The organism is Chitinophaga filiformis, assembly GCF_021646545.1.
In the GTDB taxonomy this organism is placed as follows: domain Bacteria; phylum Bacteroidota; class Bacteroidia; order Chitinophagales; family Chitinophagaceae; genus Chitinophaga; species Chitinophaga filiformis_A.
This window is the reverse complement of sequence record NZ_JAKIRP010000001.1, coordinates 1,166,849-1,191,795: the sequence shown is the minus strand read 5'-3', so window position 1 is coordinate 1,191,795 and position 24,947 is coordinate 1,166,849. Positions and strand designations below refer to the sequence as shown.

The window sequence follows — 24,947 nt, the reverse complement described above, 5'->3', positions numbered from 1 at the left end:
AATTGAGGGTACAGGACGCAGAGACGTGAGGTCGGAAATGCGGTCAACTTATTGTAAACGGAACCGAAGCTTATCCATTTGTTTCCGGTATCAAAGCGATACTAAACCCTAGGGTAAATGGAATGATGGCCAAGGAAAACACACGGAAACCGGGGGCAGGTAGTCAAAAATCAGGAGTAAGGTTCGGTACCACTATACTGATACCCTATCGTGTAACATCTTTTATCCTGATAACACAGGTCGTTTTTGTCGAAAGAATGTCTATCCGACATAAAAGCAGCAAAGGTTAGCCCCAGGGCCTAAAATAAAATGCCCCTGCATAAATGATTTATGCAGGGGAAGAAAATCTCACGGTTTATACTGCGAGATTTCATTGACGTGGAATTAGATAATATTTTACGTGGAATCTATAAAACGTGGAACTTATAAAGGCTCAATATTCTAACATGGAATTACATAAAAGCATTAACGTAGAATAATAAAGGCTCTAACATGGAAATTTATAAAAGCAATTTTTAACGTAACATGGAAATAAATAAAAGCAATACGGTCAAAAATCTACATTTCTTCGTTCTTTTGGATTTCAGTGTAGCGGGTTTTCAAATTGGCACTTGCTACCTCAGAAATTCCGATTTAAATTTTGGCTCTTTCAGATACTTTCGTTTCGTTACACAATCTTAATTAAATTTTTGTTAATAAAAAACTTTTTTAACATTTTTTTTCAAAAGATTGTGCCCGTAAAAAGTACATCATTTTATTAGAATGAGCCATCACAAAGGATTTCAATCATTTTTCACCCATAACGTTCAAAGTATTTGTATTTTACATTCTGATAGTATTTTCATATGTATACGAAAGAAATAGAAATCACTTTGCTACAATTAGCAAAGGACCTGTTAAGAAAATTGCAGCAAAAAGAAACCATTCAGGATCTGGATGAAACCATGGATGGCCTGCGCCGGGTTATTATCTACAGTGACTGGCGCTATTATGTGCAAAGCGACCCCGTTTTAAGTGATTACGAATATGATCAGTTGTATGCCTGGTTGAAAGAACTGGAAACCGACAATCCGGACAAGGTCAGCGCAGACTCCCCCACCCAGCGTGTAGCACAGGGCCTTACAAAGGCTTTCCCCACTGTACAACACCTGGTACCGATGCTGAGCCTGGAAAACTCTTATGATGCAGACGACCTGAACGACTGGGACCGCAAAGCCAGGGAAATCAGTGGTCTTAGTGAAATAGAATATTGTATTGAGCCCAAATTTGATGGCGCCAGCATCTCTCTTATATATGAGAACGACAAGCTGGCACGGGGCGCCACCCGCGGCGACGGCGTTTCCGGTGAAGATATCACCACCAATATCCGGCAGATCCGCTCTATTCCTTTAGGCGCCAGTTTCGCCGCTCATGGCATTCAGACCATTGAAATAAGAGGAGAAGTACTGATCAATAAAAATACTTTCAAAGCCTATAATGAACAGCGTGCGGCAGATAACCTGCCTCCACTGGCCAATCCACGTAACGCAGCCTCCGGCTCCCTCCGCATGGTGGATCCCCGGGAGGTAGCCAAACGTGGACTGGAAGCTTTCCTGTATCATATGAGCTATCATACCATGACGGACGGGAAGGCAGAACCGGAAGAGATCAAAACACACAGCAACACCCTGGAATTACTGTCCAGTCTTGGCTTCCGCTCTCCTGCAAAGCAAATGAAAGTCGTGAAAGGCATTCAGGCAGTGATCGATTATGTGCTCGAGTTCGAAAAGGAAAGAGACAGCCTGCCATATGAGATAGATGGTATGGTGATCAAAGTGAATGATTATGCCCTGCAGGACAGACTGGGTATGACCACACACCATCCCCGCTGGGCCATGGCATATAAGTTTAAGGCAAGGCAAGCTACCAGTAAGCTCAGAAAAGTGGAATTCCAGGTGGGCAGAACAGGCTCCGTTACACCCGTAGCCAAGATCGACCCTGTTCCTATCGGTGGTGTTACGGTTGGTTCCATTTCCCTTTTTAACGAAGATGTAGTCCGGGAAAAAGACCTCAAGATCGGAGATACAGTGCTGGTGGAAAGGGCGGGCGACGTAATTCCTTACATCGTGAAATCGCTGGCCGACCTGCGGGACGGTTCAGAAGAAGATATCAGATTCCCTACTGAATGCCCTGTCTGCAACGAGCCACTGTTCAAACCGGAAGGCGAAAGCGTATGGCGCTGTATTAACCTGAATTGTGAGGCGCAGGTGGTGGAAAGGATGATCCATTTCGTGAGCAAAGACGCCATGGACATCCGCAGCCTCGGAGAAAGTAATGTTCGCAAGTTCTACGGCCTGGGTCTCATGAAAGATATCCCGGGTATCTATAAGATGGATTTCGGCAAACTGGAACAACTTGAAGGTTTTGGAAAGAAATCGCTCACTAATCTGCAAACCGCTATAGAACAGTCTAAAGCACAACCCCTGCATCGGCTGGTGTTTGGATTAGGTATACGCTATGTCGGAGAAACTACTGCGAAAACTCTTGCCAATGCAGTCAATCATTTGCTCGACTTCAAAGACTGGACAGAAGAACAGTTACTGGCACTGGAAGATATTGGTCCAAAGGTGGCCGGTAGCATCAAACAGTTCTTCCAGACAGCAGATAATATCCAGATGCTGCAGGAACTGGAAACACTGGGTGTTAATCTGAAAAGCACCCGGGCAGATCATCCTACCGGTGGCAGCCTCGATGGACAAACCTTCTTATTCACCGGTACACTAAACAAGCTGAAACGCAGTGATGCAGAAGCGATGGTGGAAGAACAGGGTGGTAAGATACTTAGCGGCGTAAGCAGTAAACTGAACTTCCTGATAGTAGGTGAAGACGCCGGCAGCAAACTGGAAAAAGCAAAAAAGATCAATACTATCAGAATCCTAAGTGAAGACGATTTCCTTAACCTGATCCAATCGCCCGCAACACCACAATAAACAGGAATATGGACGACAAATATTACATGCAACAGGCGCTCCGGGAAGCCAGGAAAGCCTTTGATGACGGTGAAGTTCCTGTCGGCGCTGTCGTTGTGATGAGCGATAAAATAATAGGGAAAGGTTATAACCAGGTGGAAAGGCTGAACGATTGTACTGCACATGCGGAAATGATTGCCTTAACGTCTGCGTTCAATTATCTGGGCAGTAAGTACCTGATGGAAGCTACTTTGTATGTCACGCTGGAACCCTGCCTGATGTGTGCCGGCGCCCTTTACTGGAGCAAGATCGGACGTATCGTATATGCAGCAAGGGATGATAAGCACAGCTATCGTAAAGTAGCCGGTGATACATCACCCTTCCATCCCAAAACAAAATTAGAACAAGGTCCATGTGAAGAAGAAAGTCTGCAGCTTGTTAAGACTTTTTTTGCACAAAGAAGGCCTTAAAATAAAAGCCTGTCCAACTTTTAGCGGACAGGCTTTTATTATCTGTACCTGATATAATCAGGCAATCTTTTATGTTCTACGGACATTCGTCTATTTGCTACATCTTCTTTCTGTCACCAAAGACTATTTCTGGTTTCTGTTCTCCATCAGTTTATTCATAGCCATCATCTGCTGCATGGTATGATCCATACCTTCAGATGAGCCGTCCAGGAAGATCACATTGCCCTTGGAGTTTTCTGCAAAGTGTTTGATTGCTTCTGTCCACATGGAGAAGAGGATCACGGAAGTGTCCAGGTTAGCCTGTTGCATTTCCTTGGCCGCCATGGTCATACCTTTGGCCACCTCTTCACGGAACAGGGCCACACCCATACCACGCAACTGAGCCGCCTGACGCTCTGCTTCAGCAGCTATCTTAATGGCGTTACCATCTGCTTCCGCCGCCTTGGTCTTGGTGATCAGCAATGCCTGACCTTCATTCTCGGCTGCAGCCTTCAGGTTGTTGGAAGCCACCACCTGCGCCATGGATTTCATGATGGCGTCATCAAAGGTAATGTCGTTCATCTGCAGGTCCTGGAGGTGATACCCCCAGTCTTCCAGGGTCTTGTCAATCTGCTCTTTCACGTGCTCGGTGATATCGCGACGCAGTCCCAGTACTTCTGACTGGCGTTTAGTAGCAACAAAACCGCGGATCGATCCTTCAATAGTACGGATCAGGGCTTGCATGAAGCTGCGCTCGTCTACGAATTTGAAGGCAACATTCTTGAGCGTTTCTTCATCCTGGTTCCATACCGAATACAGCAGCATGGCTTTGAAATAAACATTCGCCTGATCGATGGTAATAGCCTGGAATTCCAGTTCTACAGAACGGTTCTGGATAGAGATACGTTTGAATACTTTCTCGATCAGGGGAACTTTGAAATTTAATCCGGGGAATAACACTCTGTTGTATTTTCCGAAAATTGTGGTGACACCGATGGTACCCTGCTGTACTGTCACGAAGCTGGAAAAGATGATCAGTACAACCAATACGGTGATAATAATTGATACAGTACCCATATATTGGAGTTTATGGGTATAAATGTATGATAAAAGACGACAATATGGAAATGACTTTAGATGAGAAAGTTAATATTTGAAGAAGATACAAACAACGGACGAAAGCCGGGTCAAAAACACAACGAATGAAGAACTAATCGCTTTACTTATATCCTTTGTTGTCTTCTGAAATAAATGTAAACATCATCAAGTTCAATCTGCTTCAGTTGATAGGCCAGGCGGGTCTTAAGATCTCCCGTCTCGTCTTTAATTTTCTTGTACTGAAATTTTAACGCCTCATATCTTGCAGTAATCTCCTCCGCTGTTGCTGAACCGTCAAGCTGCAGGATACTTAACGCATTTTCCTCTGTAATCATGGCAATAGGGGTTTCGGAATGTCTTTCTAACGTTTTAAATCTGTTTCGGTTAATGCCACTAAATTAGTCGAGTTTGTTTTGGCTTCAAATACCCAAGCTTGGGTATTTTTATACCCCCTTCCGATGCCCGGGCGGCATGGAATAATTCACAAATTACTGATAACCAACCTTTCTGGCCAGGGCTATCAGCTCTGTTGTATTACGTACCTTCAGCTTGATCCTGATGTTCTTCCGGTGGGTCTCAATGGTATACCGGCTCAGGTTCAATGCCGCAGCTATCTCTTTGTTATTCAATCCCTTAACACTTAATTTCAGAATTTCTTTCTCCCGGGGTGTTAGTTTGCTGATCACGTCTTCGTGCTTACGCCGCATAACATCCAGCATAGCCTCTGTCAGCTGGTCATTGGTATCCATCGCCATGGTCATGTCCACAAAAGCGCAGATCACTTCGTTTACATTTCCCTGTTCATCCCGCGTGTATGGAATAGCAATCCCCGCCAGCCAGCACCAGTTGTCGGTACCCCGTTTACGAAATCTTAATACTCCCCCGAAAACATTTTTATTCTCTTTGAACGACTGTTGGGCTATGACAGCCAGGTCAAAGTCATCCGGATGCATGATGTCCTTAAAGAAATCCAATCCCATATTGTTCATCTCCGCCATAGTGTATCCTGTTACATCTTCCATATAGCGGTTACACCAGTTGACCGTCTTTGTACTGTTCTGGTGTGTATATAGCATGGCAGGTACGTTGTTCAGAATACCTTCCAGCGATTGGATCCGTGTCTTTAATAGTTCATTTTCCTTCTGTAACGCGTTGAGGGAATAGTCGTGGCCCATGTCCGAGTCTGTCAACATACATTAAGTTTTATACAAACAATAGCTGAAACCAATAGGTCAAGAATGGCGCAAGAATCCCCACTTCCTATACATCAGCGTAGGATTTGTATAGTATTGTAACTTTCACGTTTATACGAACAGGAATGTAATACGAAAATTTGTTACAACGCTTAACGTAAATATAAAATAAAAAAGCATATATCCAACACAATTGGTATGCGAATTGGGCGGAACTACCTAGTCCGCCCGGAATAAGTACAACGGACACCCCCTGTTTTGATATTTATGATATTAGGCAGTAAATTTGGAAACTCTTTTTGAGACACATATTCATTAACGCAATAAAACATTAAGTTATGGCATTCACACTTCCGAGCTTACCGTACGCACACGATGCACTGGAACCGCATATCGATAAACTGACAATGGAAATTCACCACGGTAAGCACCATCAGGCTTATATAGACAACCTGAACAAAGCAATTGCCGGTACTGAAAATGAAAATAAATCCCTGGAAGAGCTGGTTGCGAGCGCAGGTAAAATAAGCCCTGCTGTGAGAAACAACGGTGGCGGACACTGGAACCACAGCTTCTTCTGGAAAGTGATCGGCCCTAATGCTGGTGGCGAACCTACAGGTAAACTGGCAGATGCTATCAAGAGCACTTTCGGTTCTTTCGCTGAATTCCAGGAGAAATTTGCGAATGCCGGCGCTACCCGTTTCGGTTCAGGTTGGGCCTGGCTGATCGTTAAGGACGGTAAACTGGAAATCACTTCCACTCCTAACCAGGACAATCCGCTGATGGATGTTGCTGAAGTAAAAGGCACGCCAGTACTGGGTATCGACGTTTGGGAACATGCTTACTACCTGAAGTATCAGAACCGTCGTCCTGAATACCTGAAAGCTTTCTGGAACGTGGTAAACTGGGACGCAGTTACCAAAAACTACGAAGCTGCTATCTAACATAAACAGATTGCGATAAAACTAAGAGGCCGTATCATACTTATGATACGGCCTCTTTCGTATAGACTACTCATGAAAGTAGTTTAATGCAATATGCCTAGAGCTGTTTGATCTTCATATTTTTGAACCATACTTCACTTCCATGGTCCTGCAGGTCAATATGTCCTTTCTTTGTTTCTCCATAATTCTTCGCATCTTTCCACTTGCCCTCAGCTTTCGCTTTCTTCCACTCAGGAGAACCGATCTGATAGTCTGCAGTTTTCTGACCATTCAGCCAATGCTCTACATGGCCCTTATTTACAACAATACGTGTATGGTTCCATTCGCCGATTGGTTTTGCAGCATTTACCAATGGTGCGCCCATGGCATAGTTAGCACCTGTTTTCTGCCAGTCTTCCAGCTTTTCAGGGAAGTTCTCATCATCTATTAACTGATATTCCGGACCACTCAGGTAAGCGGCATCATTATCTTCGGATGCCAGGTAAATGATACCACTGTTGCCCTTAGGCGCCAGTTTCCAGTCTGTCCTGAACTCAAAGTTCTCATATGTATCATTCGATGTCAGGTCTGCACGTTTATCGCTCTTGTCTTTCTCACTACCCAGGCAATGTAATTCACCATTCTCCACTACCCAGCTGTTTGATTGCTTGCCTTTGTAGATGTGCCATCCGTCCAGGTTCTGACCATTGAAAAGTAATACCCAGCCTTCTGATTTTTCTGTATCTGACAGTACATTCTGTGCAGTATCTGTTACGGGTGCAGTGCCCTGTACGCTGGAATCAGCAGATACGGTCGTGGAATCTTTGCTGGCAGTACTGCTTCCGCCATTACATGACATTACGCTAACAGCCATTACTGACAATACGGGAACAAATAACTTCTTCATCATGATTTCTTTTTTATTTGTTTATCAATTTCAGGGCCTTAGGATCCCATTGAATAATACGGTTCTGAAAATAACTATCATTACATAACAATGCAGGCGCAGCTGCGCGATAGCCAAACAGCGCATCTTCACTTACTTTCCCGCCGGTACGCATTGCGTTGAACAGGTTGTAGAAATGATCGAAATGTGCGCCTTTATATCCTTCTTCTGCTGCATATTCCAGCTTCTCAGGTGGCAGCATATCCTTACGGTGATAAACATATTGTTTGCCCGGGTCTGCTTCCTTCTTACTCTGCATTAAAGGATCTGATTCATCGACATGGTTCTTATTACGATATAACGTTACCTTTTCCCATTCCACTGTCATAGATCCTTCGCTTCCGACCATGCGCAGATAGTTCGTACCGCCGGTTCCATCTACAAAGTTCACACGCAGTGACAGGTTAAATGCAGGATGTGCCTCTGTTTCAGGATAGTCAAACATACCCAGCATAATATCAGGCACTTCACGTCCGTCTTTCCAGTAACGCAGACCACCGGTAGCCATCACCTTCTCAGGACCGATTGAGCCCGTTACAAAGTGAAGACTGGAGAACAGGTGTACAAACAGGTCACCCGATACGCCCGTTCCGTAGTCCCTGTAATTACGCCAGCGGAAGAATCGTAAAGGGTCAAAATCCCGCTTGGGAGCATGTTCCAGGTAAGCTGTCCAGTCAACGGTCTTAGGCGACGCATCTGCCGGAATAGGATATTGCCAGGCGCCAAACGGAGACATACGCGCCCAGAAGCCCTCTGCATAATTCAGCTTGCCGATAGCTCCGTCCTTTAATAATTGTTTTGCCTTTTCATTTCCCAGCGAGCTCATACCCTGGCTACCCACCTGGTATACCACCTTGCCATTCTTCTGTTGTGCTTCTACAACAGCAGGGCCTTCAGTGATGTCGTGTACCATGGGCTTCTCACAATAAACAGACTTGCCCTTATTCATGGCTGCTACTGAAATGTCCTTATGCCAGAAGTCAGGTGTAGCGATGATCACTGCATCTACATCCTTCCGCTCGAGTATTTCCCGGTAGTCGCGGGTAGTGGCAATATCATTACCCCATTTCTTTTTCGCATCTGCCAGTCGTCCGTCATACAGATCGCATGCAGCAATCAGTTTGACACCGGGCACAGTAATAGCCGTATTGGTGTCTGCTGTACCCATACCACCTGCACCAATCAGCGCGATCTGTATCTGATCATTAGCGCTGTACTTTTCGTTGACGCGATATAGTGACTGAATGTTACGCTGCCTGTCAGCAGCGGTGATGATGTTGGGCAACAAAGATGCGCCTACTACACTTTTAGCCACTTTGGTAATAAATCCACGGCGCGAGTTGTTGTTAGAATTTTCAGGCATGTTCTTCATTTTTGTTTTACAATAACGTGTCTTGCAGTGTAAGAGGAGTATAATTTATAATTAAAAAGCGGGAAATCATAATTTTCCCGCTTTTCTCTTAAAATATCAGCGTGGCCAGTACCGGCAAATGATCGGATGCATAGCGCTCCGGTAACACCCGATGCTGCACTACCCGAAAGGCCGAAGCCGGCTTATACATGATAAAATCAATAGCACTCCTGGGCGTCTCTACAGGTATCGTAAAAGGACAATGCTGGCAGGTACGGGTAAAGGTGCTATCAAGTATACTGATTGCTTTACTTCCTTCTTTTGCGTTCATATCTCCCGCCAGGATCACCGGCATCACAGTCTGTCCCAAAATTCGGGTGATCTCCCTCGTTTGTAATATCCTGTTGCTGTCGCTCTTCGTTACATCCAGGTGCGTGCTGGCCATCATCACCTGCGTTCCTTCCGGTAGTGTGACAGTAACTGTACACAGTACGCGAGGCTCTGCTTTTACGCCGGCAACTGATGGCAAAGCATACGCATGCCCTTCCTTCACCGGATAGCGTGAAAGCACGGCGACACCATATTCACCGCCATCATAAGGAATGGCTTTCGCAAAAAAGGCGTGCATGCCTGTCTTTGCGGCGAGCACGTTCGCTTCATGTACATCCTTACCGGAACGCCCTGTATTTACATCTACTTCCTGCAAGGCTACGAAATCCAGTTGTTGCTCATTGATCACACGTGCTATTGCATCCAGGTCTATCAGTCCCGGACGGGAAGGCGGATTAGCATGATGGATATTGTAGCTTAATACCTTCAGCGTATCATGCTGTTTTTCTGAATGCCTTGTAAGCTTCTGCTTGCCCCCGCATGCTGCGAGGGTGCATACGATCAATGTAATTATTAAACTCCTCATTATTTAAATCGCTTTTATGATCATTCCCATCCCGGATTCTGTCCCAGTTCCGGATTACGTTGCCATTGTGTCAATGGTATCGGCCACAGATAGTTTTTAGGATCATTAAAACGGCGGTTGGTGTTGATGATCATATAACCGCTGGCATCTACCGGTACACTGGCTACATAAGGCTGCATGTAGTCAGGTATAAATGACTTCTTCATACCTTTCACATCCTGTGCCAGCAGATCGCCTTTCTTCCAGCGCAGCAGGTCAAAATAACGTTGTCCTTCCAGTGCCAGTTCTACACGTCTTTCACGGCGGATCTCTTCACGCAGGTCCATTCCCCAGGTATTCAGTTCGGCGATGATCATGTGATGCATTCCTACACGGTCTCTCAGCAGGTTGATGCTGATATCCAGGTCTTCCTGTGTCAGCTTACCCTGCATTTCCCTTGCTTCCGCATAGGTGAGCAGTACTTCTGCATACCGCATGATATGGATGTCGTTCGGATCTTTATTGTACGTGGCTACGGCCGACACCTGCACATACTTGGTGAAATAATAACCCGTTGCTGTCACACATCCTTTTTTATCGGAATTGAACTTCGGAAGATTATACACCTCTGCCGGATTTGCATCTGCATCTCCATCATCTTTGCCTCCCCAGCTGGCGCCAGGCGCCAGGACTGTCTGTTTCATCCTTGGGTCCCTGTTCTGGAAAACATCGGCATATGCCGTCTGTGTACTTTCATTATACAAAGGAGATTTTTCAATAGGCATACCATCTGCACACAGGTAAGCATCCACGAGCGATTTAGTAGGATTGAAACGGGCTGTCTGATCAGGCACCTGTGCTTCACGACTCATGTTATGCATCGAGATGTCGATGAGATACAAACGTGCCAGCATCGTTTCTTTATTAGTGCCTGTTGCCAGTTTTCCTTTGTGTGTGAACAGTTCATTATAACTGGTAGCAGGATTTCCGTTGGTGTACAGCTTATAAACATTCAGGTCCATCACCGCCTTTGCTGCTGCTTCGGCCACATCATATTTGCCATAGAACATTGCCACGCGCGACTTCCAGCCTAATGCCGCTCCCTTTGTAATACGTCCCAGATCTGCAGCACCATAAGTTGCCGGCAGTTCATTTGCAGCTGAGTCCAGTTGTTGTAATATGAAATCAACTACTTCTGCCCTCGGCGTACGGGGCCCGTATACCTGTTCATCGCCGATGTCCAGCGTATTCGTCACCAGTGGTATGTCTCCGTAAAAGAAACTAAGATAACTGTACAGAAAAGCTCTCAGAAAGCGCACTTCTCCTGCGTATTGCTTCAGGGTGCTTTCTTTGATGCCCTGTGCCTTCTGATAGTTCTCAAGGAAGTGATTACAACGGCGGATGCCCTTATACTGATTCACCCACTCGTTATTTAACGTACTCAGTGTGAAGTCGAAATTACCTGTTGAGATATTCAGGTAGTCACTTAAAGGAGGGTAAATGGTATTGTCTCCCATGTTCTCCATATCGACCACATTCTTCCCTTTCAGATAATCATAACAGCCGTTCACTGCCAGCTTCAGCTGTGCTTCTGTCTTCCAGAACTGGCCGCTGGTAATAGCATCCAGCGCCGGACGGTCAAGGAAATCTTTTGAACAGCCTGCGATGCAGCCTGCCACCAGTATCAGGATACCGTATAAAGTATGTTTACGACGCATTGCTGTATTATTTAAAGTTGACATTAATACCGACTACCATTGATTTGATCTGCGGATATTCACCACCATTGGTAGTCACGGTTTCAGGATCGTAGGCATAAAAGAATTTCGTCTTTGTCAGCAGATTATCTGCCGATACATAAGCTCTTACTCTCTGGATCCTGGCTTTGCTGAACCATTGCGCAGGGAATGTATAACCTAGCTGGATGTTCTTCAGACGCAAGTAGGCAGCGTTTTGCAACCAGTAGTCAGACAGACGGCCGGCATTCCGGTTATCCAGGAAGGTAAAGCGCGGATACCATGCGTTTGTGTTTTCAGGCGTCCAGTGGTCCCTGTGTACTTCCTGCGGATAAGAGCCATACGCCTGGAAAGTATGCATGCCTATTCCTGCTACATAACCATTCCCTTTACCTACTCCCTGCAGGAAGAAGGAGAAGTCTATATTCTTCCAGCCCAGGTTACCCCTCAGTGAGTATGTATATCGCGGGAAGGCATCACCGATCACTTCACGGTCTTTATCTGCCGTGATCTTCTTGTCACCGTTCAGGTCTCTGTATTTGATATCACCAGGTCCCACCTTTCCCTTATCGGCATCGAAGATGGCGAAATTGGGTGTGAGAGCACCGGTTACCGCATCCCTTGTAAAATCAGCTTCCTGCGCCAGTCCATCTGTTTTGTATCCATAGAAGGCATCGATCGGATAACCTACCTGACGAATTCTGTCATCCAGCACGGGAGGCGCACCGCCAAGACTTTCTATCCTGTTCCTTACATCAGACAACTGGGCAACGAGACCGTAGGTAAAATCTTTGATATGATCATTCCACGATACACTTAGCTCCCAGCCCTTGTTGGATACGTTACCTGCATTCTGGTCCGGTACTTCCAATCCTAATACATCGGGCTGTGGCACTTTCAGCTGTATATCCATCGTGCGTTTGTTGAACCAGTCGGCAGTAACAGCGAGACGGCTATTCAGGAAAGCCAGGTCCACACCCAGGTTGAGCATATTCACCTTTTCCCATCTTAAGAACGGATTGGCAAGGGTTGTCTGTGCAAGTCCGCGGGTCTGTGTATTACCAATCGGCATAGTACTTACGCCTGTCAGTACTTCCTGGTAAGGATACCATTCTGAATAAGCGATACCATTTGCACCATACTGGTTGCCAAGATCACCATACGAAACTCTCAGCTTACCTTCATTCAACCATTTATTTCCTTTGAGGACGTCTTCCTGCGTGAAACGCCATCCTGCTGATGCGGAAGGGAAAGCACCATAACGCCTGTCTGACGCATAACGGGAAGAGCCGTCGTAGCGGAGATTAAATTCCAGCAGATACTTTTCTTTATAGTCATAATTCACACGGCCAAACCAGGAACGCAAAGCGTATTGGTATCCATCTCCTGATGCATTTGGATTATCAGAACCCAGATTGAAAACTGGTACGTCGTCGCTCACGAAGTTCTGTTTACTTGCTGCAAAAGATTCATAGCGGAAAGTTTCCTGCTGATAACCTCCCAGTAATTTCACATGGTGCTGTTGAATATTAAAATTGTAATTGATCAACAGGGAAAGGTTATTCATGCGGCTGGTATAGTCCCTCATTTCCAGGCTGTTGCTGGTTGAGTTGGTATACCAGAACTCACCAGAGCCAGGATAATAGTAGTTCAGCTGACGGCTGAAAGTGGCGCGGCGCTGATTGATAATGTTTGTTCCGTACTGCCCTGTAACATCGAGGCGCGGGAGCAGGTGTAACTTAGCAGAGACATTTCCCGTCAGTTCCTGCGACTTAAAATTGTTATAACCGCCATCCGTAGCAATTGCTACAGGATTGCTGGAGCCACCGCCATATCCCCAGGTGCCATTGCCAAATTTAACAGGGTTCAGTGGCGACATGGTGAGGGAAGTATAAACAGGGCCTGTATTAAAATCGGTTCCTCCTGCCGGTTGATTCTGCGTGCGGTCTATGTAACCGATATTAGCATCCAGGTCAAGGATATCAAATAAGGTATATGCATTGACCCTTGCACGGACGTTATTGCGCAGGAACTTGTACTGATCACCTACTACTAATCCTTTCTGATCCTGTCTTCCATAGGACAGATAATAGGACACACGTTGTGCACCACCATTAAGGCTCAGGTTATGCTCCTGTAATGGTGCATGATCTTTTATTAATGCTTTTGGCCAGTTGGTATTAGCAAAATAATCAGGGTCACTACCATCTTTTACTTTCTGAATATCTGCGGCTGTATATGTCTCCGGCAGACCGACATTTCGTTGTGCTTCATTGAGCATGGACATATATTCTGCAGAGCCTATCATCTTCGGTAATGCATAGGGGCGCTGCAGGCCATAATAACCGTTGTAGCTAACGGTTGGCGCCTGGTTGAGCTTACCTTTTTTAGTTGTGACAAGTATCACACCATTGGCCGCACGTGAACCATAGATAGATGCAGAAGCAGCATCTTTCAGTACAGATACGCTCTCTATGTCTGCAGGGTTAAGAAAGTTAATATCGCCAGGCACTCCATCGATGAGGATAAAAGGATCTGCATTGTTGGTGGTACCTACGCCACGTACTCTGATGGTTGATTTAGGGTCTCCCGGGAAGCCTGTGTTGCTGACTACCGTTAAACCTGGCATCAGTCCCTGTAAAGCGCCAGACATAGAAGTCAGCGGCCTGCTAGCCAGTTCCTTCTCTCCTATCATACTCACGGCGCCCGTCAGATTCACCTTCTTCTGCGTACCAAATCCGACCACCACTACCTGATTCAGCTGACGGGTATCTTCATTCAATACTACATCTATGGATTGTTCTCCATTAATGAGCACCTCTTTTGCGAAGTAACCTACATAAGAGAATACCAATACAGCATCATTACCGGGAACACTGATCTCAAAGTGTCCGTTCGCATCAGTAACAGTACCATTTCCTCTCCCTTTTACAGCCACAGTCACACCGGGTAAAGCAATGCCTCCTGTACCTTTTACGGTACCGCTCACGCGCATCACCTGAATGCGTTTCCAGATACTATTATTGATAACGCCACTATTGCTCCATACCGTTCTAAGCTCCATGCCGGCATTGGATGTTGCATCAGGAGCTTTTGGATCTCTGCTCCCGTCATCGCTGGAGATAGCAAACTGCCGTGGCGTGATCTGTTTCATTTCCAGGCCGTAAGGTTTGATCAATGATTGCAGGATGCGTGCAAAGGATTTTTCACGGAAAGTTTCTCTGCCTTTATTGATCTTCATCTCCAATAATTCTGATCTGCAGAGGAAGCTGACGTCATGCGTCTTCTCAATGTCCTGCAGGATCTGTCTCAGTGTCTGCATTTGACGCTGACCAGATGTATAGGCGGGCATGTCATGCGCCGGCTGATGCAATAGCGCGAAGTCCTGTGCATAGGCAGACCTTCCCATCAGACAGGCACATAATAAGGTACATCTGCCCAACGTCTTGAGAGGTAGATTTGTGAGCATTTCTGATTATTTTATTGGTTACTGGATTGTATGAAAAGTGTATCTGCTTTCTTTTCTATTTTCAGGTTCAATGCAAATGATAATGTTTCCAACAGTGTGGCTTCGTCTTTGACACTCAGGCTGCCGGATACTTTTTGTCTCGCCAGTCGGGCATCACGGATCTTCACGTGATAGCTATAGGTATCTTCAATGTAATTGCCAATTTCCTGTAAGCTCACTTTTTCCAGGTATTGCCTTTCCTCTTTCCACACAGCATATAGTGTTGGATTTACTTTTTTTCTGATGATCTTATTGCTGGCAGCACGATATTGTACAAAATCGCCCGGAGCCAGGATGAGCGGAGTTTCCGGCAGATCTTTGAAGCGGAGTTTGATCTTACCTGAATTCAATGTTACGGTTGTAGCAGCAGCTCCTTCTCTTACGTTGAAAGATGTGCCTAATACATCAATAAGCATATTGTTACTATGCACTACAAATTCATTTGCGGCGCGCATGCCTGTAGCGGATGGTCTGATATCAAAAAATGCTTCGCCTTTCAGCCATATCTCACGGCTGGCGCCGGGCTTCCAATCAACATAGTATGAGAGTTCTGCCCCCGCATTCAATCTTACCAGTGAGCTGTCGGGAAGCCATACAGTTTTCACACCTGCGGCATATCCTTTTATTACTGTCATTTCCGGCTCATGTAACATGAAATACCTTCCTGTTACCATTATGCCGACTATGATAGCAGCTGCGGCAGCCCACCAGAGCTGCTTTCTGAAAGAGCGCACTTTTACTTCCGGCAACGGCTGCCTCTCCGCAGCTTCTATCAGCGACAGGTTACGTGCCAGTGATGCTGCAATTGCATCCTGGTCGGGCAATTGTGTTGTGAATTGCAGGCTATTGATGAAAGCACGTGCTTCCTTCACCTGCTGCTGCTTGTGAGGATGTGCCTTTAGCCATGCCTGCCACCAGGCATCATTCACCACATCAGGATATTTCACCCATTGCAGGAATGCATCATCCCTGACGAAATCTTCCGTTGAAAAAAATGTGTAGTCTTTAGGTTGCTCCATTTTAGCCTGTTACAACTATAGGAGCAGGGGAACAGGAATTTTACCCCATGGAGAGAAAACTTTTTTTAAAAAAGTTAAAAATTGAGTGCTGAGCGCGACTCAAGTATGGCGATCGACAACTGCAGGCTGCCTAAGGCGATTGTGAGCGTAGCCAATGTCATCACTGCCGGTACCAGCGGCATTGCATGATAGGCATCACGTAATACGTCAATAGCGCGGGCCATTAGCTTATAGGTAGCTTTTATTGAAATCTGCAGGATACCTGCGATCTCTTCATATTCCATGTTTTCATAAAAGCGGAAGAATATCGCTTCCTTTTGCCGCGGAGTGAGGCGTTCCATAGCACTCTTCAGTGCCTGGAGTTGTTCATGTTGTTCTTCTTTTGCGAGGTGTTGTTGTTCTGCAGATATTTCGAGTGCAAAGGGATATTGTTCATCATTCAGCAGGTCTTCCTGCTTACGCTGAGATAATAGTCTCAACAGGCAGTGGCGGAAAGAAACAAACAGATAACTTCTGAATTCCCTGATAGCGGCCATTTGCTCGCGGTTCATCCAGAAACGCACAAAGATCTCCTGTATGCTGTCTTCGATCAAAACAACATTGTCTGTCAACTTGCATCCGTAATTGTATAAACGGGGATAGTACAGTTTATAGATATCAGCATAAGCCCCCTTATCTCCGGCTTTACAAGCTTCCCACACGGCAGGATCTATGTGTTGGATTTCATACATCTCACATTCTTGACGGAAAGACGTAAAATTATTGATAATGACCTGCTTGTTATGTTATCATTCAATTAACTAATCAATGGCTCTTCTATAGGACATATCCGTGGAAAAAATAATAGTCTATAGACAGGTGCATAATGCGGTGCTGTCTATGGACTATTATATCAATTTAAAAAGATAATATTATTTCAGCAACTGCTGGTAACGTTCAGGCGCATGCAGTACCGCTATTGCTTCATTTACTTCATTATCGCTGGACAATGATTTTTCTATACGTCCGCGCTGCATATAATACCGGTTCACGATCTCTTCTTCCAGCAGGCGTTTAACCTCCTGTTTATTTTTCAGCAGGTCCTGTTTCTTATCATGTTTCATTTTCACCTGCAGGGCCTCAAATTCCTTTGCCACGGCATCATAGTATTTCTCTTTCCTGGCGGTAGCCTGGAAGCTTTCCAGCGCTTCTTCACTACGTGTTTTGTAGCTATAATTCCGGCCATCCAGGTATTTCAGGAAATCTGCAAAATCATCTTCGCTGAGCACAAAATTACTGGCGGGCGATACCTTCGGATGACTGTAATAATATTGGGTAGCGTAGTCGAAGATGTATTGTTTGCGCAACAGGGTAATGGCTACCTGGCTGAGCATGGTAGGTTCTACTGCATCATCCGGCTCAATACCACCTCCTTCTCTTACCTTACGGCCAGCTGTGGTAGTGAATGAGCGGCGGAGAGAATCCGGCATGGATTCAACTTCCCCGTCACTGTTCCGGTGGGAGTAGTCAATAGCCTGTATACAACGGCCGCTGGGAGTATAGTATTTGGCGGTGGTTACCTTCAGTTTTGCATTATAAGGCAGTGGACGGGTAGTTTGCACCAGTCCTTTACCAAAGGACCGCTGGCCAATAATAACGCCTCTGTCCAGGTCCTGGATAGCGCCTGCTACGATTTCTGAAGCCGATGCAGAAGAGCGGTTAGTCAGTACCACCAGCGGGATGTGTGCATCCACAGCAGGTTCTTCTGTTTTATACTCCCTGTCCCAGCTTTTTACTTTTCCTTTGGTGCTGACGATCAGCTTATTCTTATCGACGAAGATGTTGGCAACAGCTACTGCTTCGTCCAGCAAACCTCCGGGATTGCCTCGCAGGTCGAGGATCAGTCCTTTCATGGCAGGGTACTGCTTCTTCAGTTCCTCAAAAGCGCTCTGCACCAGCTGCCCGCTGTTTTCTGTGAACTGGGTCATCCGGATATAACCGATATCAGTGCCTGTAATACCGGAAAAGCTTACAGCTTTTACATTTATTTCTTCCCTGATGATCTTCTTGTTGTTTTCAGCGCCTGTTACCGGATGTTTGGTCACCATCGCCAGTGTGGAACCTGGAGCGCCTTTGAGTATCCGGCTGATCTCCTCCTGTTCCATGCCTTTAGTTGGTTTGCCGTCCAATGACAGGATAATGTCTCCTGGTTTTACACCAGCTTTATCCATCGGGCTGCCTTCATATACGTCGGTGATAACGGTACGTTCGCTGTCTGTGTTAACAGAAACTCCTACGCCGCCATATCTTCCGGTAGCCATAAATTTCAGCTCGTCCAGATTTTCTTCGGGCACAAAATCCGTATAAGGATCTGTTTCTTCCAGCATGGCGTCAATGCCCTTATACATGAGTTTTTCCGGGGGCAGTTCATCCACGTAGTAGGTATTCAGCTCGCGGTAAAAGGCGGCAAATATGTCGAGGTTCTTGGCTATTTCGAAGTACTTGTCCTTCTCATTATAGGCCATGATACTCATACCGCCGGCCACCAGCAGCACCAATACCAATACTAATCTTCTTTTTCGGCGAAAAAATGCACGCATAGGTCATTCAGTTAGAGTGAGAATAATCTTCCGGTGTGAAATTTACTTAATCTATTACACATAAACTGTTAAACATTGGGATCTATCCTAATAACTGGCTGTCTTCCATCGGGTATTCCGGGCCGGGGGGCTTTTTCCGGTTATACTCATTGCTGTTTTACGTAGCCGGTAGCCTTTCAGCGATCCTTTCATCCGGCCTGGCCGCTAAAATGCCGGTCGTCTTCCTGTTTTTACTGGCTCAGGGCACGGGATCGTGTCCATGTCCGCCCCAGGGGTGGCAGGACAGTATCCGTTTAATGGTCAGGTAGCCGCCTTTAATGAGCCCATGTTTCTGCAGGGCTTCCACACCATATTGTGAGCAGGTGGGGGTATAGCGGCATTTAGCGCCTAACAGCGGGGATATTCCCCATTGATAGATCCTGATGAGCCATATAAACGGGTAACTTAAATATTGGAAGACTTTCATTATTCAACGGCCTCTTTTTCCAGCTTCTTTAAAATTACCGAAATTTTGTGGTGCAGGGTAGCATAGGGCGCTATTTTCTTGTCGGTATAGATGAAGAAGAGGGCCAGTTGTCTGGAGTGTTGTTGGAGCACATCATATAATCCCTGCTTTTGCAGGCGCCAGCATTCGCGTGTAAGACGTTTCACACGGTTCCGGTCCACCGCATGCGGGAACCGCCTGGTAGAGGCACTAAAACCTACCTGAACGGGGTATTTATTCAAGGGCTGGTCTACCGGCATATAAAGTACCCGGTAGGGAAAAACAGAAAACGCTTTTCCTTCCCGAAAAAGCGTTTCAATGAGTTTTCTGCTTTTTAACCTTTCTTCCTTGTTAAAAGAATAAGTTTTTATGGCAAGTCTGATTTATCATCCCAATAGCGATACAATTCTGTTCTATCAAGAACCAGCCTTAAAGCCTGCGAGCACAAATGCTATGCAGATACGCAGCGGCTCGTTCTTATTTCAGCTTCCGCTCGTCAGAAACAGTTAATTTCTTACGGCCTTTGGCTCTGCGGGAAGCTAATACTTTACGGCCGTTAGCAGTTTCCATTCTCTTTCTGAAGCCATGAACGCTCTTTCTGCGTCTGTTATGCGGTTGAAAAGTACGTTTCATTTTAATATTTTGTTTTTACCTGTACTATACTAAACACTATCCCGGATTGCGGAATCCTGTTTTTAAAACGGAAGGCAAAGGTAGGGAAAAATATCAAATAGTAAAGTGTTTTCTAAAAAAATCTGCCCCGGAGGCCGGGGCAGATGTATTTTAAGTAATAACCTGTTATGATCTGATTATTTGATACCCAGTTTGGTTTTAACCATTGGAGCCAGGTCATCACCTGCAGGAGACACCAGCAGGATACCGGCTGAGCTATCCAGGACATAAGCGTAGCCTTTTTCTTTTGCTACATCTTCGATCGCCTTACGTGCTTTGTCGTAGATTGGCTTCAGGATTTCAGCACGTTTTGCTTCAATCTTCTGCTGTGCGCTTTCCTGGTAGTCCTGGATATTTTTCTGTGCAGTCTGGATCTCTTTAGTTTTGATCTCCTTGATGTTATCGGTCATTGTTGCTGCACTTTTATCGAATTCGCTCAGTTTCTTCTGGTATTCTTCAATCAGCCCTTTACCATCTTTATCCAGTTCCTCAGCATACTGCTGCAGTGTTTTCTGTGCAGTCTGCGCTTCCGGCATAGCCTCGATCAGCGCTTGTGCGTTAATATGTCCAACTTTGGACTGAGCCATTGCATTTACGCTGAACAATCCTGAAACTGCCACGAAAGCAATAATTACATACTTCTTCATGATGTTGTCTGTGTTTAAAAAACTTTTAATACTAAAACTAAGGTTATAAAATGGTTTAAAAGATTTACTCACCTGTTGTGCCCTTCTTTATACCCAGAGAGCGTAAAATGTCATCGCTCTTATCCAGTTTCGGATCGGAGAAAATTACAGTAATACCTCCCGACTTATCCAGTACGAAATCATACATTCTTGACGCAGCCAGTTTCTGCACTGCATTGTAGACTTTATCCTGAATGGGTTTCACCAGCTCCTCTCTTTTCTTGAAAAGATCTCCTTCATATCCGAACCGTTTCTTCTGCAGGTCCTTTGCTTCCTTCTCTTTCGCTACTATTTCTTCTTCACGCTTATGCTTCAGCTCTTCTGTCAGCATCACCTGTTCCGCCTGGTAAGACTTGTACATCTTATCTACTTCCAGGAATTTAGCGTCTATTTCTTTCTGCCATTGTTCTGCCACTGCATCCAGCTTCGTCTGGGCTTCCTTGTAGTCAGGCACATTGTCCAGAATGTATTTTGTATCTATCACACAGTAACGCTGTGCAAAAGCCGTGATTGTGCTACATAACAGAACGGCGGCTATGAGGGATATTTTTTTCATATGTCTTCGTTTTCAAATTACCTGCCAATTTGGAACCAATGTTCGAATTTGCAATATATAATTTAAAATTTATTCAAACACCATTCCTATCTACTACTTTATGTCCATATCTCAGCACTTCTCATCTTCTTCTTATGTATTGACTACCAGGCAGTCATTCAACATAAAGCAGTAAGCTGGCAGATCAGGCAACTATTATTCCGGTTCGAAGCCCAGCATGAAGGTGAACTTCGCTGCATCTTTCAGACCACTGCCAGACCTGATACGGTCGAAACCGATACCATAGTCAAATCCGAGCAGACCAAACATTGGCAGGTAGAAACGCATACCCAGACCTGCGGAGCGGCGTAACCTGAACGGATTGAAGTCTTTCACATCCCTGTAACCGTTAGCTGCCTCCAGGAATGCCAGACCGAAGATGGTAGAGCTTGGGTTCAGGCTGAAAGGATAACGTAACTCCATCACATACTTGTTGAAAACGGTAAAGCCTTCATAACCTGTTGGCTGACCGGATTCCTGGTTCTGTCTGGGATCGGATGTATAATATACCGGATAACCTCTCTGGGAGATGATATCACGGTCGTAGATAGCAAAGTTACTCAGACCATCGCCACCCAGCTCGAAACGGCCGAACGGTGATAATGTTGTGCGGCTGTTGTAGCGGCCGATGTAACCGAATTTAGCTGCCACTTTCATTACAAACACCTTGTTGTCAGATCCTTTCGGTCTGGTCAATGGTACATACCATTCAGCATTGAAACGGTATTTCTGGTATTCGATGAAATTGAACTGGTCACTGATGGCCTCCAGTTTGTAATCCCTGGAAGGATTGAACACAGAGTAAGGAGGGGTGAACTGTCCGGACAACACGAAGTTGGAACCACTGCTCGGATAGATCTGCTGGTTTACAGATGAACGGGCCAGTGTCAGCTTCACGTTGATGTTGTTGGAAGTACCGCTGTTGAAACCAGGGATATTGAAGTAGTTATAATTCTTCAGTTTGTACTGCTGATAGTTCAGAGAGTAGATCAGGGTGAAATAGTCATCCGGCCATTTCAGCTGTTTACCCAGTGATACCGATCCACCCAATACTTTAAAGTAAGCATTGTTAGAGAGGGTGCTACCATATATATATGCTGAGTAAGCGTTCGGGTTCTGGTAGCTGCTGTAGAAGCTTACAGAAAACTGGTTACGCTTTTTACCGCCCAGCCATGGTTCTGTGAAAGAGAAGTTATAAGAGCGGTATGCCTTACCATTGGAAGACACACGTACAGATAATTTCTGACCATCACCACTTGGTAACGGATCCCATGTTTCTTTTCTAAAGATGTTACGCAGGGAGAAGTTGTTGAACGTCACACCCAGTGTACCGGTAAGACCGATGTAACCACCCCAGCCCGCAGAAAGTTCCAGCTGGTCGTTTGCTTTTTCTTCTACGGTATAGTTAATGTCCACCGTTCCATCCTGTACGTTAGGCACAGGGTCCATACCTATTTTCTCAGGGTTGAAGAAACCGAGGTTCGCGATTTCCCTGTTGGAACGGATCAGGTCTGTACGGCTGAACTTTTCACCAGGCAGGGTACGCAGCTCACGACGGATTACGTGTTCGTTAGTTTTTTCGTTACCTGCAATACGTACTTCTTTGATGGTTGCCTGCGGACCTTCAGAGATTCTGATCTCATAGTCGATGGTATCACCATGAATACCGATCTCCACAGGGTCAGCACGGAAGAACAGGTAACCGAAGTCCATATACATTCCGCCGATGTCACCACCTTCGGAAGATAATAAACGTTTTGACAGCAGCTCCTGGTTGTAGACATCGCCTTTCTTGATACCCAGTACGCGGGTCAGCAGGGAGTCATTGTAGCGGGAGTTACCTTTCCAGGTAATGTTACCGAAGTAGTATTTTTTACCCTCATTGATCTCCATGCTCACGTTCACACCACCATTGTGGGAAGTGTAGGTGGTATCTCTCACCATCACGGCATCACGGTAACCCTGTGTATTATAGTAAGCAATTACTTTCTCTTTGTCTTCTGTATATTTTCCTTCGTTGAATTTCGCGGAAGAGAACAGTTTAAAGCGAAAATAAGGGTCTAACTGATCGAGTGTGCGGGAAGGGTACAGGAAACCGAAGGTTTTCCAGTAATTCTCCTGCAGTTCGCTGGAATCACTCCATACCGGCTCTGAATCAGGATGAAGGGTGAAGCGCGTACGCTCTTTGGTACCTTTCATCTTTTTCTTCACTCTTGAATCGGCGATATTATCATTACCTATGATGAAGATATCGTTCACTTTTGCCTTACCGCCTTTTACCACGGTTATCACCAGATCGGCAGCATTCACCTGAGAGGTATCCACTCTTTCGTTAATGGTCACCACAGCGTTGCGGAAACCTTTATCAGCGTAATGTTTGGAGATCACGCCGATCGCGTTTTGTTTCATGCTTTCAGTAACAACAGAACCTTTACGCAGGGCTGCTTTCTTGATCAGCTCTTCTGTTTCGGATTTCTTAACGCCTCTGAAAACGAAGTTATTCAGACGGGGACGTTCCTGCAGGTCTATTTCCAGCCAGATCTTTCCGTCTTCTATTTTAGTAACATAAATGGCTACGTTAGCAAACAAACGTTGCCCCCAGAGAGCCTGGATGGCTTTTGCAAACTGGTCGCCGCCAGGATAAACGATCTTGTCACCAACGTTCAGGCCAGACAGGGACACCAGTAACGATTTATCCAGGTATTGGGTACCGGTGATGGTGATGTCAGCAATTTCATATGGCTGTGGTTGCGAATTTCCCAGTGGTAAACTTAATCCCGCCGCCGGTTGCTGGTCAGGAGCAGGAGCAATGGTGTCCTTGTTTTGAGCGGACACACGAATGCCGGCACTGCAACATAATACTATGGCCAGTAGGCTCTTAGGAAATAATTTCTTCATTCTGCTGTATTTGTTCGCTTGTTTTGCCAAAGCGCCTTTCTCTGTTCTGATAATTTAGGATGGCTTCGTAAAGATGTTCTTTGCGGAAATCCGGCCAGCGTGTGTCCGTAAAATAGAGTTCCGCATAGGCCAGCTGATATAATAAGAAGTTACTGATCCTGCATTCTCCACTGGTCCTGATCATTAGTTCCGGGTCAGGCAGTGCGGCAGTACACAGATATTGCTGCCACATTTCTGGGGTTACCGCCTCCGGTGCAAGTTTGCCGTCTTTTACATCCTGGGCAATATTCTTTGCGGCATTCACTATTTCCCAGCGGGCACTGTAACTGAGGGCCATGACAAGATTCAACCCGGTATTCCGGGCTGTCATGGTCATTGCCTCCTCCATTTCCGTTTTACAGTTGCCCGGCAGCATGTTCATGTCCCCGATCACATGCAGCCTGATATTATTCTTCATGAGTGTAGCTACCTCACTGCGAATGGTATTTACGAGTAATTCCATGATCCCGTTCACTTCGTAAACGGGTCGGTCCCAGTTCTCTGTAGAAAAAGCATACAAGGTAAGATACCCGATACCTAATTCAGCACAGGCCTCAGTAATATTACGGACACTCTCGACGCCCTCATGGTGTCCGAAAAGTCTGTCCTGGCCACGCTCTTTCGCCCACCGGCCATTTCCATCCATAATGATGGCAATATGTCGTGGTAACCGTTGCAAGTCTAATTTATCCTTCAAACTCATGAGTATCTCCGGCGGATTATATATCGATACAGATTTTTAGTAAAGTTTGCAAAGATACAAAAATAGAATTATGCCTTTCCCGGCAAAGGGCGATGGGGGGTTTTAACGTAGTTTTAACAGCGAAATCCTTTACTGATCGCAGTTTGACGCTAAAAACCTGTTATAGAAATTTCACAAAATAGGCAAATTGCCCTTATTGCACTGCAAACAGGCGGTCCATGACTG

General features: G+C 45.6%; 21 protein-coding genes. 3 read left to right on the top strand and 18 right to left on the bottom strand.

Annotated features, from left to right (window positions below; genetic code table 11):
- The first annotated feature begins 845 nt into the window (after positions 1 to 845).
- Together ligA and L3C95_RS04945 are read left to right on the top strand one after the other, a co-directional pair.
- On the top strand, positions 846 to 2,969 hold the full coding sequence (ligA, locus tag L3C95_RS04950) for an NAD-dependent DNA ligase LigA (RefSeq protein WP_236385651.1): 2,124 nt from the start codon (positions 846 to 848) through the stop codon (positions 2,967 to 2,969).
- Positions 2,970 to 2,977: 8 nt separating this feature from the next.
- Complete coding sequence (locus L3C95_RS04945) at positions 2,978 to 3,418, top strand: nucleoside deaminase (RefSeq protein ID WP_236385649.1); 441 nt, start codon at positions 2,978 to 2,980, stop codon at positions 3,416 to 3,418.
- Positions 3,419 to 3,541: 123 nt separating this feature from the next.
- Here L3C95_RS04945 and L3C95_RS04940 read toward each other — a convergent pair whose 3' ends face one another.
- The 3 genes from L3C95_RS04940 to L3C95_RS04930 form a co-directional block, all read right to left on the bottom strand.
- Complete coding sequence (locus L3C95_RS04940) at positions 3,542 to 4,474, bottom strand: SPFH domain-containing protein (RefSeq protein WP_236385648.1); 933 nt, start codon at positions 4,472 to 4,474, stop codon at positions 3,542 to 3,544.
- 146 nt (positions 4,475 to 4,620) lie between these two features.
- Positions 4,621 to 4,830, bottom strand: a complete 210-nt coding sequence (locus L3C95_RS04935) for a hypothetical protein (protein WP_236385647.1) — start codon at positions 4,828 to 4,830, stop codon at positions 4,621 to 4,623.
- 153 nt (positions 4,831 to 4,983) lie between these two features.
- Entirely contained in the window at positions 4,984 to 5,688 is a 705-nt protein-coding gene (locus L3C95_RS04930) for a LuxR C-terminal-related transcriptional regulator (protein WP_236385645.1), read from the bottom strand.
- Between the two features lie 338 nt (positions 5,689 to 6,026).
- Between L3C95_RS04930 and L3C95_RS04925 the strand changes: the two genes are divergently transcribed.
- Positions 6,027 to 6,632 carry a superoxide dismutase gene (locus L3C95_RS04925; RefSeq protein ID WP_236385643.1) on the top strand — a complete coding sequence of 202 codons (606 nt, stop codon included), beginning with the start codon at positions 6,027 to 6,029 and terminating at the stop codon, positions 6,630 to 6,632.
- 97 nt (positions 6,633 to 6,729) lie between these two features.
- Here L3C95_RS04925 and L3C95_RS04920 read toward each other — a convergent pair whose 3' ends face one another.
- The 15 genes from L3C95_RS04920 to L3C95_RS04850 all read right to left on the bottom strand — a co-directional run bounded on the left by L3C95_RS04920 (position 6,730) and on the right by L3C95_RS04850 (position 24,722).
- Positions 6,730 to 7,521, bottom strand: a complete 792-nt coding sequence (locus L3C95_RS04920; protein WP_236385641.1) for a DUF1080 domain-containing protein — start codon at positions 7,519 to 7,521, stop codon at positions 6,730 to 6,732.
- 10 nt (positions 7,522 to 7,531) lie between these two features.
- Positions 7,532 to 8,920: a Gfo/Idh/MocA family protein gene (locus tag L3C95_RS04915; RefSeq protein WP_236385639.1), complete on the bottom strand. Its 1,389-nt coding sequence runs from the start codon at positions 8,918 to 8,920 to the stop codon at positions 7,532 to 7,534.
- Positions 8,921 to 9,017: 97 nt separating this feature from the next.
- Positions 9,018 to 9,824 (bottom strand): endonuclease/exonuclease/phosphatase family protein, encoded by an 807-nt coding sequence (locus L3C95_RS04910; RefSeq protein ID WP_236385637.1) that lies wholly within the window; start codon positions 9,822 to 9,824, stop codon positions 9,018 to 9,020.
- Positions 9,825 to 9,844: 20 nt separating this feature from the next.
- Positions 9,845 to 11,521 carry a RagB/SusD family nutrient uptake outer membrane protein gene (locus L3C95_RS04905; RefSeq protein ID WP_236385635.1) on the bottom strand — a complete coding sequence of 559 codons (1,677 nt, stop codon included), beginning with the start codon at positions 11,519 to 11,521 and terminating at the stop codon, positions 9,845 to 9,847.
- A gap of 7 nt (positions 11,522 to 11,528) precedes the next feature.
- The gene (locus tag L3C95_RS04900; protein WP_236385633.1) at positions 11,529 to 15,008 is read right to left on the bottom strand and encodes a SusC/RagA family TonB-linked outer membrane protein; all 3,480 of its coding nucleotides are present in this window, start codon (positions 15,006 to 15,008) and stop codon (positions 11,529 to 11,531) included.
- Positions 15,009 to 15,019: 11 nt separating this feature from the next.
- Positions 15,020 to 16,066: a FecR family protein gene (locus L3C95_RS04895; protein ID WP_236385632.1), complete on the bottom strand. Its 1,047-nt coding sequence runs from the start codon at positions 16,064 to 16,066 to the stop codon at positions 15,020 to 15,022.
- A 74-nt stretch (positions 16,067 to 16,140) separates the two neighbouring features.
- Positions 16,141 to 16,797 (bottom strand): RNA polymerase sigma factor, encoded by a 657-nt coding sequence (locus L3C95_RS04890; RefSeq protein ID WP_236385631.1) that lies wholly within the window; start codon positions 16,795 to 16,797, stop codon positions 16,141 to 16,143.
- 180 nt (positions 16,798 to 16,977) lie between these two features.
- Positions 16,978 to 18,645: a S41 family peptidase gene (locus L3C95_RS04885; protein ID WP_236385630.1), complete on the bottom strand. Its 1,668-nt coding sequence runs from the start codon at positions 18,643 to 18,645 to the stop codon at positions 16,978 to 16,980.
- 238 nt (positions 18,646 to 18,883) lie between these two features.
- Positions 18,884 to 19,111, bottom strand: coding sequence for a membrane protein insertion efficiency factor YidD (yidD, locus tag L3C95_RS04880; RefSeq protein ID WP_236385629.1), 228 nt, complete (start codon positions 19,109 to 19,111; stop codon positions 18,884 to 18,886).
- Positions 19,111 to 19,500, bottom strand: a complete 390-nt coding sequence (locus L3C95_RS04875) for a ribonuclease P protein component (RefSeq protein ID WP_317207681.1) — start codon at positions 19,498 to 19,500, stop codon at positions 19,111 to 19,113. Before L3C95_RS04875 ends, yidD begins: the two co-directional genes overlap by 1 nt.
- Positions 19,501 to 19,606: 106 nt before the next feature.
- Positions 19,607 to 19,762 (bottom strand): 50S ribosomal protein L34, encoded by a 156-nt coding sequence (rpmH, locus tag L3C95_RS04870; protein WP_012788729.1) that lies wholly within the window; start codon positions 19,760 to 19,762, stop codon positions 19,607 to 19,609.
- Positions 19,763 to 19,938: 176 nt separating this feature from the next.
- A complete protein-coding gene (locus L3C95_RS04865) occupies positions 19,939 to 20,448 on the bottom strand; it encodes an OmpH family outer membrane protein (protein ID WP_236385628.1) in 510 nt (169 codons plus the stop codon).
- 64 nt (positions 20,449 to 20,512) lie between these two features.
- Entirely contained in the window at positions 20,513 to 21,043 is a 531-nt protein-coding gene (locus tag L3C95_RS04860) for an OmpH family outer membrane protein (RefSeq protein ID WP_236385626.1), read from the bottom strand.
- A 195-nt stretch (positions 21,044 to 21,238) separates the two neighbouring features.
- On the bottom strand, positions 21,239 to 23,980 hold the full coding sequence (locus L3C95_RS04855; RefSeq protein WP_236385624.1) for an outer membrane protein assembly factor: 2,742 nt from the start codon (positions 23,978 to 23,980) through the stop codon (positions 21,239 to 21,241).
- Positions 23,961 to 24,722, bottom strand: coding sequence for an isoprenyl transferase (locus L3C95_RS04850; RefSeq protein ID WP_236385623.1), 762 nt, complete (start codon positions 24,720 to 24,722; stop codon positions 23,961 to 23,963). Before L3C95_RS04850 ends, L3C95_RS04855 begins: the two co-directional genes overlap by 20 nt.
- Positions 24,723 to 24,947 lie beyond the last annotated feature (225 nt).